This is a genomic window from Natrinema marinum, assembly GCF_024296685.1.
Classification (GTDB): Archaea; Halobacteriota; Halobacteria; order Halobacteriales; family Natrialbaceae; genus Natrinema; species Natrinema marinum.
In genome coordinates this window covers 3387173-3400210 of sequence record NZ_CP100763.1, presented here as the reverse complement: position 1 = coordinate 3400210, position 13038 = coordinate 3387173, and the positions used below count along the sequence as shown (strand labels likewise).

The following is a 13038-nucleotide window of genomic DNA, read 5'->3' as shown; positions in this document are numbered from 1 at the left end:
CTTGAGGTATGTCTGTTCGTCTGCTTTCCAGCGAGGACGTCAGCGAGAACGCGCAAATGTCGGACGTGGTACCGGCCGTTCGAGAGGCCTTCGCCGCGTACGAACGCGGAACGGCCCAGATGCCGCCGAAATCGTACGTGGACCTCGAGCGGTACAACGGCGACTTCCGTGCCATGCCCGCTTACCTGGACGCCGGCGAGTGGGACGCCGCCGGCATCAAGTGGGTCAACGTTCACCCCGATAACGGCGAGAAGCACGACCTGCCGACGGTGATGGGAACGATGATCTACTCCGACCCCGAGACCGCCCTCCCGCTCGCCATCATGGACGGGACCGAACTGACGATGAAACGGACCGGCGCCGCGGCGGCAGTCGCGACCGACGAGCTCGCCGTCGAAGACGCGACGAGCCTCGGTATCGTCGGTGCCGGGATCCAGTCGTACACGCAGGTCGAAGCGATCGCCGAGGTGCGGCCGATCCGGGAGATCGTCGTCAGCGATCTCGACGAGAGTCGGGTTCGAGCGTTCGCCGACCACTTCGACGACCGGTTCGCCGTCCGCGAGGGCGACGTCGGCGATGCCGCGTCCTGCGACGTCCTGTCGACGGTGACGCCCGTGAGAGACCCGATCGTCGAGTTAGACGATATCGGCGACCACACGCACGTCAACGCGATGGGTGCTGACGCTGCGGGAAAACAGGAGCTCGCCGACGACGTGCTCCTCGAGGCCACGCTGGTCATCGACGATCACGCCCAGACGACTCACTCCGGCGAGATAAACGTCCCCTACTCGACGGGCGTGCTCACTGACGAAGACATTCACGCCGCTCTCGGCGAGATCGTCGTCGGAACGAAAGCGGGCCGAGCGGGCGACGATGGTATCACCGTCTTCGACAGTACCGGCCTCGCGATCCAGGACGTCGCGACCGCACGCATCGCGTATCAGTCCGCGACCGAAAACGGGAGCGGAACGACGTTTGACCTCCTCGGCGTCGCAGACTCCCACGCCGAACGGTAGGGCTACTCGCCGCCGCCCCGACGCCGTCGCGTTTCGGCCGCGTTCGATTTCGGCTCGCATCCGACGGAACTCACGCGGAGTCTCACGCGACGCCGGTCCGACTCGTAGTCGTCAATCTGACAGTCCCTATCGATCTTATCCAAATATAGTGATTGCAACTGGACGAGATACGATAGATATATATTTCGTCGATCTGGATTCAGACCAAGGGAGGTAGTCATGGTTTTACACCCATATGCCTGTAATTTGAATCCGGCGTCCGCTTGCGGGTCGTGATCCATCGATCGAGACCGTCTCGAGGGACCGAATCGCTACTGGCATCCCTCATCCGTTTTAAATAACATACTTGCATATAACAATACAATAAAGTAGATAGGATACGACATACTGTCTACCAGACACCACGGACTCAAACCATGGACAGAAAAGATATCCGGATTCTTAACGCTATTGCGAAGATCGAAACGGGAAGTGCCGAAAAAATCTCCGAGGAAACCGATATTCCGAAATCGACCGTCCACTATCGGCTGGATAACCTGCAGGAGAAGAACGTGATCAGAAACGATCTGTTCGACCTGAATATGGAGAAGGTCGGACTGAATATCACGGTCATTACCGAGGTCTGGGCGGACTACGATAAAGGGTATCACAACGAAGTCGGAGAGCGACTGAGCGAGGTCGACGGCGTCAATCAGGTCTACTTCACGATGGGCGACACGGACTTCGTCGTCATCTCCCGACTGGCGAACCGAAATATGGTCGAACATATCGTCGAACAGTTCGAAGCGATCGACGAGATTAATCGGACGAGTTCCAAGTTCGCGATCAAGACGATCAAAGACGAGAACCGTCCACTCAACGACTTCGATCTCGAGTTACTGTTCGATAACCTGGAACCGCTTCAGGACTGAATCGGCCGTCGCTTTCACCGGTAACCTGTCGTCATGCCTTCCTATCGGCCCACACTATTTTGGAAGAATTTATAACTTATGCACACTATGATTGTCTCATGTTCCAGGCAAAAAGGAAAAGTCGAATTAATAGACGGGAAACCGATCCGACCGAACGCGTATCGACTCTCGCGTCGGTCCCCGAGTACCGATGACGACCGACGGCTTCACCGACACGCTCCAACGGAATCACGAACGAGCGATCGACGAGGCGACAGCGGACGTTCAGTTCGACGCCTGGATCGACGGCGCGTCGGTTCCGTCCGATACCGGCCGACGCTTCGAGACGCGTACGCCCGCAGTCGACGACCCGATCACGACCGTCCCGCGCTGTGCTGCGGCCGATGTCGACGCGGCCGTCGATGCGGCCGAGGCGGCATCCGACGGCACGTGGGGATCGATGACTGCCGACGAGCGATCGGACGCCATCCTCGAGTGGGCGTCGGTCCTCCGGGCGAACAGCGAAGAGTTGGCCCTGCTCGAGAGTCTCGACGCGGGCAAACCGATCGCGAACGCGACGTACGAAGTGGGTAAGGCACTCGATTACATCGAGTACTACGCGCACGTCGTCCGGGGCGAACAGGGCCACCAGATCCCGGTCGCCGACGACGTCCACGCGTTCACGAAACGCGAGCCCTACGGCGTCGCCGGACTCATCGTTCCCTGGAACTATCCCCTCATACTCACGGCGTGGAAGCTCGGCCCGGCGCTCGCGGCGGGGAACACCGTCGTGTTGAAACCCGCAGAGCAGACGCCGCTTTCGGCGACGCGGATCGCCCAGCTCTCCGAGGGTGTCCTCCCGGCCGGCGTACTCAACGTCGTCCACGGCTTCGGCGACGAGGTCGGCGCTCCGCTGACGCGTCACGAGGGCGTTTCCAAGCTCTCGTTTACCGGCGAGGATGCGACCGGTGAAACGGTGATGAAAGCCGCCGCCGAGGGAATCACCCCCGTGACGCTCGAGCTCGGAGGGAAATCGCCGTTCATCGTCTTCCCGGACGCGGACCTGGAAAAGGCGGCTTCGATCGCCGCCGAGGGCGTTTTCTACAACACGGGTCAGTCGTGTGAGGCTTTCTCCCGAACACTGGTCCACGAAGACGTCCACGACGAGTTTATGGACCTATTCGAGGCCGAGGCAACCGCACGGACCGTCGGCGATCCGCTTCGAGAGGAGACCACGACCGGGCCACTCGCGTCGAAACAACAGTTCGAGAAGGTCAACGAGTACATCGAACTCGGCCGGCGCGAAGGTGCGACGGTGGTCCGTGGCGGCGGAACAGATACGCTCGATGACGAACTCGCCGGCTGGTATGTGGAACCGACCATCTTCGACGACGTCACGAACGACATGCGGATCGCACAGGAGGAAATCTTCGGCCCGGTGGCATCCGTGCTCACGTTTTCCGACTACGACGAAGCGATTGCCATCGCGAACGACATCGACTTCGGCCTGGCCGCGGGGGTGGCGACGACGAACCTCTCGCTCGCCCACGCCGCTGCGGACGATATCCGAGCCGGCACGGTCTGGGTAAACCAGTACGGCCGTCTGGTTCCGGGGACGCCGTTCGGCGGATACAAACGGTCCGGAATCGGTCGGGAGTGTGCGAAAGAGACGCTCGAGGAGTATCAGCAGACGAAGACGATCAACATCCAGATCGACGATCCCGAACTCTAATCCGTCGTCTCTCCCCAGCCAGGAGCCGTCAGCCAGTCGACGCCCCCGCCGTTACTCGATCCCTTCGTCGTCGAGAACTTTCTCACAGGCGATATCAGCGATACAGAGAGCGGTTCGCAAGCGACGGGCCTCGTTCTTCGTCCCGACGCACGGATCGGATGCCGGCGGCAGCCGGCTCGGGACAAGCCGTCTCGGTCACGACAAGACCGGGGCCAGTAACGGTTCGCGAGACAGCAGGAGCACAACGTTGTTACTCGCGAAGAGCGCGTAGAGGACGACGATGGAAGTCACGAAGGCGATGTCGAACGGTTTCGAGAGGACGTAACCGATACCGACCACGAATCCGGCATAGATAAGGGCGGCGAGAACGACGCCGGCGAGACCGAACAGATCGTGCAGAAAGACCGTGACGGGATTCATCTCGGTGGCGTACGGCACGATAAAGAACAGAACCGTGGCGACGAGGTCGACGAACCAGAGGCTGAAGAACGTGGCCCGCAGTCCGGTGGTACCCGGTAAATCGAACCGCCTGTCGTGTCCGATTGCGTTCACCATAGATTCTAGCACGGGTTTGCGAGGGTTAGTGGTTCTACTTGCGGATTATGGCAGTGTCGGACGTTATTCATTCTCAAGGGGTAGCCGACCCGCCGGCGGGCGTCGGCACAAAATCAGCAGCCGGCGGCTCAAATTCGAGGCGTCGTCCGCGGACAGCGACACGTCCGACTGTCCGTTCGCCGACGCGGCCGGGCCGAGTTCGGTTCGATTGGCGACCGCGGCCGTGCGTCCGATGGCCACGCCTCCGAGACGATGGGTTCATCAGTGCGTGTTCGGAACGACCGCGATACGAGAGTGCGACGGTAAAACGTGTGCTGAAAGAGATAGATCCGAGAACATGTTCCGATCTAGAAGTTAATTAGCTCGATCGGCGAACGCCCGTCAATTCAGCCCTTCGAGCACGGTTAATGTCGATTTTTCGGGGAGCAAGCCCCAGTTCGACCGAAAAATGGATCGGGAACGCGGGTCGGGGACCGAGCGCGCGGAATCACCCTCCTCGTCGTGGATTGCTGCAACTATATCGCCGAGAAGGCCGATCGCTATCGGTTTCGTCGAGCTGAAACCGGTTCTGCCGACCGCCGCATCAGTTCACCACGTGAGACGACTACCATAATATTGAACTGTATATTCGATCGACACCATCGAGAGGATATCGCCGAACGAGCCGGAGCGGCGAAACGGGACGTGAGAGAAACATATAACATCAGTACGGATGTTACGGCTTTTGGACGAGTCCGCCGACCCACTTGAGGCCGGACGCTACGAGTCGTAACACTCGCACGCACCGCTCTCGAGCAGCGTGGCGACATCGTACTGTCGACCGCATTCCTCACAGAGAACCTGGATATCGGCGAGGACGCGGTGGGAGCCGAGCTGCAGGCGGTCGGCGTCGCACAGACGGTCGAGTTTGCTCTCGGTAACGGCGACCGTTCGCTGGCGAAGCCCCTCGATGGCGCTCACTTCCGTCGCACACGTCTCGTCGTCGGTCTCGGGAAGCGAGGCGTTTCGGTATCCCGTCAGATACGATCTGATCGCGCCGTAGGAAACGAACTCGTCGGTGATCGTCGCCACGTCGACGCCCGCCCGCTCGAGCCGTCGGCGGGCCGCGGTCTGCTCACCGCGGCTCCCCGCGTCGCCGTTGAGGAGGGCGTACAACCGGCTGACATCGTCGGTGATCGTCTCCACGTCGGCTTCGGCCAGCGCGGCGCGAAGAAGTCGCTCGTTGAACGAATCGGCGAGCGTTCGCAGGCTCGTTCGGTCCTCGGGACGAGTCCACTCTGCCTCGAGATCGTCGCCGAGGCCCTCGAAATCGTACTTTCGGATGAGCCGCAGGACCTTGGGGTCCGGCCCCGGTCCCGTAGATCGCTCGTTCATTGTACGGAAATTCGACTGGCTTAGGAAAGTGATTTCGAAGCGAAGGGCGAGGAAATTCACTTTCCGAAACGAACCGTCCGCGTGTCGGGTCGACTTTCCCATGCGGCGGCATAGAAGACAGTCGCGCGCTCGACGAGCATCGAGCAACTCGGCTTCGTTTCGACCCGTGAAACGATCGGATCGATCACCGATCGTCCGGTCGAAACCGGACGCGTATCGAACGTCGTAGGGGAAAGCGATTGCAAGAGATCGTTAGCCGTACGCGAGCGTAACTCTGATCTCGCCGGCCTTGTCTCGGAGGCGCGTCGGAAGGTCGTCGTGGACGTAGTCGTCCGTGAATCGGCTGGTCGGCCCGAACGCGGCCAACGCGCCGAGGAACTCGTCGTCGGGCGTGTAGACTGGAACGGCGACCCCGCGAAGGCCGTCCATGTGTTCCTGGTCGTTTACCGCGTACCCGCGGTCGCGAATCGTCTCGAGTTCGTCGAACAGCGCGTCGGGATCCGTGATCGTGTTCGCTGAAAGGGCTTCGAGGCCGACGGAATCGACGTAGTCGGCGACCGCGACGTCGTCCCACTCCGCGAGAATGACTTTTCCCGACGCCATCGAGTGGAGCGGCCGCCGATGCCCGATCATCGTGTTCGAGAGACTCCCGTATCGGTGGACGTAGACGGCCTCGTTGTCCTCTTCGACGATGAAGACGGCGCGTTCGTCGGTCTCCTGACCGAGTTCGAACACCGCCCGCTTGGCCGCCGTGTATCCCACTCTCCGGGAGCGGGCCTGCTCGCCGAGTTCGACGAAGCGAAAGCCGACGTAGTAGTGCCCGTCGCGTTCGATCACGTAGCCGAGGTCGGTCAGCGTCTGCAGATGCCGGTACGCCGTGCTCTTGCTCAGGTCAGTTCGGTCGGTAAGCTCCGCGATGGTGACGCCTTCCTCGTCTTTGAGCGCCTCGAGGAGTGCAAACGTCTTCCGCGTCGTCGAGACGCCGACCTCCTCGGCGTCGTTCTCGTCGCGATTCGTGCCCATGTCCAAATTCTACTCGTAGACTGCAATCAATGTTCCGGAGAGTGAAACGCGCTGTTCGTCGGTCGGAACAGCATCGGGAGACGGAGAGACGAGAGACGGGACGCAAAAAGCGACGGTCGAGAACGACAGAGACGGTTACTGGTAGGCCTGCAGCCCCGTGAGGTCCTCGCCGAGGATCAGCGTGTGGATGTCGTGAGTGCCCTCGTAGGTGTAGACCGTCTCGAGGTTCGCGAGGTGGCGCATCGGCGAGTAGTCGGTGGTGATGCCGTTGCCGCCGAGCATCTCGCGGGCGACGCGGGACTGCTCGCGGGCCATGCGGACGTTGTTGCGCTTGGCCATCGAGATGTGCTGCGGGCGGAGGTCGCCGCGCTCTTTGAGGTCGGCGACGCGGTAGACGAGCAGCTGGCCGAGCGTGATCTGGGTGGCCATCTCCGCGAGCTTGCGCTGCTGGAGCTGGAAGCGGCCGATCGGGCCGCCGAACTGGTCGCGGTCCTGTGCGTACTGGCGGGCCTCCTCGAAGCAGTCGCGGGCCGCACCGACCGCGCCCCAGGCGATACCGTAGCGGGCCTGCGTGAGACAGGACAGCGGCCCCTTCATCCCGGAGACGCCCGGCAGGACGTTCTCCTCGGGAACGTGGACGTCGTTGAGACCGATCTCGCCGGTGATCGAAGCGCGCAGCGAGAGCTTCTCGGTGATCTTGTTGGTCGTGACGCCGTCGCGGTCGGTCTCGACGAGGAAGCCCCGCACCGGGGAGTCCTCGGCCGACTGGTCGCGCGCCCAGACGACGGCAACATCGGCGATCGGTGAGTTCGTGATCCACGTCTTCGAGCCGTTGAGAACGTAGCCGTCACCGTCGCGCTCGGCGCGGGTCTCCATCGCCGTCGGGTTCGAGCCGTGTTCGGGCTCGGTCAGACCGAAACAACCGATCGCCTTCCCCTCGCCCAGCGCCGGCAGCCACTCTTCTTTCTGTTCTTCGCTCCCGTACGCGTGAATGGGGTACATCACGAGCGCGCCCTGAACCGACGCCATCGAGCGCAGCCCCGAGTCGCCCGCCTCGAGTTCCTGCATCAGGAGCCCGTAGGCCGTCTCGGAGACGTTCGGCGAACCGTAGCCCTCGAGATTCGGGGCGTAGAAGCCGAGCTCACCCATCTTCGGGATGAGCTCCTTCGGGAACGTCCCGTTCTCGAAGTGCTCGCCGATGTCGGGTTTGACGTGTTCCTCGACGAACTCCCGGGCCGTGTCCCGGATCATCCGCTCTTCCTGATCGAGATCTTCCTCGAGCTGAACGAAATCCAGCATACATAGACTTATGCGAATGGCACAATAGGCGTTGCGATACCGATGGTCTCGTGATCGACGACGAAACGGCGACTGGGGAGGATTCTTGCTGTCCGGAAACGAAGGCCACTTTCCAATCGGACCGAATGTTATCATTCTTACATATATATGATAACATACAAATAACAGCCAATTTCGGCAGATAGCGCAAGGACTATAATAGGTAACTATGAAGAAATGTCTCATGGCGAACGAACACAGTCACACGGATAGGCGTTCGACTCGACGATCGATTCTCGCAGCGACCGGTATCGGAGCCGCAACGGCGCTAGCCGGCTGTTCCGGGAGCGGTAGTGGAAGCGACGAAACGACTATTCGAATGCGGACGTCGACATCGAGTACGACGGCATACAGCGCGAATCAGGGGCTCGCGAGCGCGGTCAACGATCAGACCGACGAGCTCTTCGTCGAAGCACAAACGAGCCAGGGGACCGAAGCGAACCTCGGCGCTCTCCAGAGCGAGGACGCAGAGATGGTCTACCTCCAGAATTGGTCTGCCTACGACGTTCAACAGGGCAACGATCCGTACGGGCAGCTCAATTTCGACATGGTGCAGATCTTCCATTACTACGATCTGCCGTGGTTCTTCATCACCAACGACTCGGAGCTCGAGACGCTGTCGGACATCGGTGCTAACACGAAGGTTTCGCCGACACCGGAGGGATCCGGAACCGCACCCGCGCTCGAGAAGGCACTCAGTTACGCGACTGACGGATACGAGCGTGCCAGTGTCGGTTACGGCAGTCAGGGCAGCGCAATGAACGAAAACCAGCTCGATGTCGGTATGGGGACGCTAATGAATTTCGCAGTGACGCCCAGTTGGCTTCAGCAGATCGCAAGCGAAGTCGACATGAAGGTTCTCGATGTCGAAGACGCGACGGCCCAGGCGTGGGAGGACGACGAACGGCTGCTGTCCCAGACGGTCGACACCGGCTCGATCGAGAACGCGACGACGCCCGGCGAGATCGCCGCCCCGACGTTCGCGTACAACTTCGTCTCGCGCAACGACCTCGACTACGACGCAGTCTACAATTTCCTCACCGCGATGCACGAGCAGCAGTCGGAGCTCGCGGACTACCACGGCCTCTTGGCCACCTTCGAGAGCAACGACTTCTGGATCAAAAACATGTACGACGGGGTCCCGTTCCATCCGGCCGCGGCCGACTTCTACAAGGACGAGCTCGGCGTCTGGAGCGAAGACTTCGAGCGCGCTGACGAGAAATAGCATCGATGTCTACAACGGATCGACGTTCCGAACGAGGCGTTCCTCTGCGTGCCCTCGATGGCATTACCTACTGGTTAGGCGCCGGTTTGACGCTGTTTACCCTGCTGTACGCCGTCTCCCTCGTGTTCGGATGGCCGCTGGAGGGGATCATCGCCGAACCGGAGTGGGTGACACGGGTCGAACGGTACATGATCCTGTTCTTCGGAATGGGGGTAGCGCTGTACTATCTCGATTACGCCCAGGATCGATTCGGCGTAACGGGGGAAGACACCGACGACGGAGCTGGCGGCGATGCAGCGGCCGAATCTGGACTCCGAGGCATCTACGCGGTGATCGATCCATACATCGCCATCGCGTTGGCCGTGACGGCAGTCGCAGCGACGGCCTATATCTACGCCAACTTCACCCGACTTCAGGGAGACGCGTTCATCCTCGGATACAATACCATAGATCACGTTATCGGCGGGATAGTGATTGCGCTGGCGATCGACGTGACTCGTCGAGCGTTCGGGACGGTCATCGCGGCTGTCGCCGTCCTCTCTATCCTGTACGCTCACTCGATGGTCGGCACGCAGCTGTTCGGCGTGTTCCGCCACTCGGGAATGAGCTGGCAACAGATCGCCGAAAACGGCGCGGTCGGGATCAGTGGCGTCTACGATCCGACTCTCATGCGGGTCGGATCGACTTGGGTCGCGATCTTCATCATGTTCGCCGGGCTCGCCAAGACCTTCGGCCTGATGGAGTTCGTCCGCGAAATCGGCGAGGAACTCGGGACGAGTCTCCGGACCGGCGTCGTCCAGATCGCCGTCATCTCCAGCATGATCATGGGATCGATCACCGGCAGCGCGGCCGCGAACACCGCGACGACCGGCAGCTTCACGATCCCGATGATCAAGGACCAAGGCGTCAGCGACGACGTCGCTGCCTCGATCGAGGCGGTCGCCTCCGCGGGCGGCCAGATGCTGCCGCCGGTGATGGGCGTCGCAGCGTTCCTGATGGCAGACATTATTCAGGTCCCGTATCTGGACATCGTACAAGCGGGGGTCATTCCGGCAGCGCTGTTCTACTTCAGCGTCTGCCTGGCCGTTCACTTCACGATCCTCAAATTCGGCTGGATCTCGAGCGACCTGACGCCGTTCAACTGGCGGCTCCTCCTCCGGGGCTTGCACTTTACCGTCCCGATGGGCGTGCTCTTGGTGACGCTCGTGGTACTCCGATACTCACCGTTCACAGCGGGGATGTACACCATCTTCACGACCGTCGGTGTGATGTACGTCCGGAACCTCGTCGTCAGATTCCTCGAAGTAGATCTCGAGGACGGATTCGAACTCGAGACAGAAGACGTCTCGGGCGACGAGATCGTCGCGAGCGTAGCCCGGACGACCAAACAGACGCTTGACGGACTCAAACAGGGGGGCATCGACATGGCACCGCTCGTCGGCGTGCTCGCGGCGATGGGCGTGATCATCAAGCTACTCGAGGGGACCGGATTGACGGCCCGCGTCGCGACGAGTATCATCGGTATGAGCGAAGTGAGCATCCTCGGGTTCGGCGGAGGACTGTTCGTCGTGTTGTTCCTCGCGATGATCGCGAGTATCCTGTTCGGGCTGGGAATGCCGACGCCCGCGGCGTACATCCTCGTGGCCATTCTGGTCGCTAAACCGATCACTGACCTCGGGACGCCGACCATCGCGACGCACATGTTCGTGTTCTACTTCGCGATGCTGTCAGCGATCACGCCACCGGTCGCAATCTCGGTTGCGGTCGGCGCACGTATCGCGAACGCGAGCTTCCTCCAGTCGTGTAAGCAGGCGCTCCGTCTCGGTGCACCCGGGTTCGTCATCCCCTACGCCTTCATCGCGAACGACAGCCTCATCTACTGGTCGAGCGAGACGCTGCTCGCCTTCCCGCTCGTGTTAGCCGGCACCGTCGGCCTGATCGTCGCGACGATCGGTTTCGACGGAGCGCGAGACCTCTCCACTCCGGTCCGCGCGCTCTACGTCGTCGGCGCGCTCGGTGCGATGTTCGGCTCACTCGTTCACGTCGGGGTACAGCTCGTCGCCGCGGCCGCCATCGTCGGCGTGCTTCTCCACGCTCGAGTCGTCGTCGGATACGAGATGCCCGCGGAGACCGAAACGACTCCCGAAGCCGAGCGCTCGGCGCTCGACTGATCGGGTAATCGGCGCGGCATCCCGCTACTCCGCTTCGTCCACTACGCTTGCGTTGATTTGCAAGTAACAACCCTTTTGTGAATGCGTGCGACACACACCCAGAGGATGACGAATCTTGTCACTGACGTCGCCGAGACCGTCGAGGAACACTCGGACTCGGCCGCGATCGTCTACGAGGGGACCGAGCTGAGCTACGCGGAGTTCTGGGAGCGTACCGGCCAGTTCGCGCAGGCGCTCGAGGACCGCGGGATCGGCGAGGGCGACCGCGTCGGGATCTACCTGCCGAACCTCCCGCAGTTCGTCACGGCCTTCTATGGCATCTTGCGCGCCGGCGGGGCCATCGTGCCGATGAACCCGCAGTACAAAGCCCGCGAGATCAGCCACCTGCTCGGTGACAGCGAGGCGAAGGCAGTCGTCTCGCTGGCCGACAACGTCCCGAACGTTCTCGAGGTGCTCGACGACACCGACGTCGAGGAGGTCGTCAGCGTGGGCGGGGACGTCGACGGCGCGACCGAGTTCGACGAGTTCCTCGCCGACGAGACGAAAGACATCGTCGAGCGCGCGGACGACGACGTCGCGGTTCAGCCCTACACGTCGGGGACGACGGGCACGCCGAAAGGCGTCCTGCTGACGCATCACAACATCGGCTGGACGACGCGAGCGAACGCGGACGTCCCGCCGGGCGGGTTCCAAGCCTCCGACCGACTCGTCGGCGTCCTGCCGCTGTTCCACATCTACGGTATGTCCGTCGTCATGAACGGCGCGATGTACAGCGGCGGCACCTACTACCCCGTCCCCGAGTGGGACGCACCGACCGTGATGGACCTCCTCGAGGACGAGGAGCTCTCGATCATGTTCGGCGTGCCGGCGATGTTCAACGACATGATCAACCAGCCCGACGCCGAGTCCTACGAGTTCGAGGCGCTCCGATTTACCAACTCCGGCGGCTCGAGCCTGCCGATCGAGGTCTTAGAGCGCTTCGAGGACCTGTGGGGCGTCGAGCTCTACGAGGGGTACGGCCTCACCGAGACGAGCCCGGTGACCCACGCCAACCGCGAGAACGCCCGCCGGAAGGGGAGCATCGGTCAGCCGCTCGAGGGCGTCGAGGCGAAGATCGTCGACGAGGACTTCAACAAGGTCCCGCGAGTCGAGGAAGGGCCGATCGACGAGGACGAGGCCGCGATCCACGAGATCACGGGGGAACTCGTTATCCACGGCCCGAACGTGATGCAGGAGTACTACGGGCTGCCCGAGGCAAACGAGGAGGCCTTCACCGAGTCCGAGGGCAAGCGCTGGTTCCACACCGGCGACATCGGCTACTGGGACGAGGACGACTTCTTCTACGTCGTCGACCGCGAGAAGCACATGATCGTCACCGGCGGCTACAACGTCTACCCGCGCGAGGTCGAGGAGCTCCTCTTCGAACACGAGGATGTCGCCGACGCCGCCGTCGTCGGGATCCCGGACGAGCGCCGCGGCGAGACCGTCAAGGCCTTCATCGTCCCCACGCCCGACGCCGAGGCGACGCCCGAGGACATCAAACAGTACTGTCTCGAGAACCTTGCGGAGTACAAACACCCGCGCGAGGTCGAGTTCGTCAAGGAACTGCCGCGGACGACCACCGGGAAGGTACAGAAGTTCGAACTTCGCGACGAGGACTGATCGCCCCGCTCGACTTTCGTTCTCGAGGCGCGAGGGAGCCGCTCTGGCCCAC

Annotated in this window: 10 protein-coding genes; 6 read left to right on the top strand and 4 right to left on the bottom strand. The window is 61.8% G+C overall.

Translation table 11 applies throughout. The features are described from left to right. Window positions 1-8: 8 nt before the first annotated feature. The 3 genes from NKH51_RS16770 to NKH51_RS16760 all read left to right on the top strand — a co-directional run bounded on the left by NKH51_RS16770 (window position 9) and on the right by NKH51_RS16760 (window position 3638). Complete coding sequence (locus tag NKH51_RS16770) at window positions 9-1016, top strand: ornithine cyclodeaminase family protein (RefSeq protein WP_254762814.1); 1008 nt, start codon at window positions 9-11, stop codon at window positions 1014-1016. Window positions 1017-1432: 416 nt separating this feature from the next. Then, complete coding sequence (locus NKH51_RS16765; protein WP_254762813.1) at window positions 1433-1927, top strand: Lrp/AsnC family transcriptional regulator; 495 nt, start codon at window positions 1433-1435, stop codon at window positions 1925-1927. Window positions 1928-2117: 190 nt separating this feature from the next. Beyond that, window positions 2118-3638 carry an aldehyde dehydrogenase family protein gene (locus NKH51_RS16760; RefSeq protein WP_254762812.1) on the top strand — a complete coding sequence of 507 codons (1521 nt, stop codon included), beginning with the start codon at window positions 2118-2120 and terminating at the stop codon, window positions 3636-3638. Between the two features lie 195 nt (window positions 3639-3833). Here the strand turns inward: NKH51_RS16760 and NKH51_RS16755 are convergent, their stop codons facing one another. The 4 genes from NKH51_RS16755 to NKH51_RS16740 form a co-directional block, all read right to left on the bottom strand. Beyond that, window positions 3834-4193, bottom strand: a complete 360-nt coding sequence (locus NKH51_RS16755; RefSeq protein ID WP_254762811.1) for a hypothetical protein — start codon at window positions 4191-4193, stop codon at window positions 3834-3836. 759 nt (window positions 4194-4952) lie between these two features. Beyond that, window positions 4953-5567: a rod-determining factor RdfA gene (gene rdfA, locus NKH51_RS16750; RefSeq protein ID WP_254762810.1), complete on the bottom strand. Its 615-nt coding sequence runs from the start codon at window positions 5565-5567 to the stop codon at window positions 4953-4955. Window positions 5568-5819: 252 nt separating this feature from the next. Beyond that, window positions 5820-6590 carry an IclR family transcriptional regulator gene (locus NKH51_RS16745; RefSeq protein ID WP_254762809.1) on the bottom strand — a complete coding sequence of 257 codons (771 nt, stop codon included), beginning with the start codon at window positions 6588-6590 and terminating at the stop codon, window positions 5820-5822. A gap of 135 nt (window positions 6591-6725) precedes the next feature. Next, a complete protein-coding gene (locus tag NKH51_RS16740; RefSeq protein ID WP_254762808.1) occupies window positions 6726-7889 on the bottom strand; it encodes an acyl-CoA dehydrogenase family protein in 1164 nt (387 codons plus the stop codon). A gap of 223 nt (window positions 7890-8112) precedes the next feature. Between NKH51_RS16740 and NKH51_RS16735 the strand changes: the two genes are divergently transcribed. From NKH51_RS16735 to NKH51_RS16725, 3 genes are all read left to right on the top strand, one after another. After that, on the top strand, window positions 8113-9153 hold the full coding sequence (locus tag NKH51_RS16735; RefSeq protein ID WP_254762807.1) for a TAXI family TRAP transporter solute-binding subunit: 1041 nt from the start codon (window positions 8113-8115) through the stop codon (window positions 9151-9153). 5 nt (window positions 9154-9158) lie between these two features. Continuing rightward, complete coding sequence (locus tag NKH51_RS16730; RefSeq protein WP_254762806.1) at window positions 9159-11324, top strand: TRAP transporter permease; 2166 nt, start codon at window positions 9159-9161, stop codon at window positions 11322-11324. A 105-nt stretch (window positions 11325-11429) separates the two neighbouring features. Beyond that, window positions 11430-12986 carry a long-chain-fatty-acid--CoA ligase gene (locus NKH51_RS16725; protein WP_254762805.1) on the top strand — a complete coding sequence of 519 codons (1557 nt, stop codon included), beginning with the start codon at window positions 11430-11432 and terminating at the stop codon, window positions 12984-12986. Window positions 12987-13038: the final 52 nt, after the last annotated feature.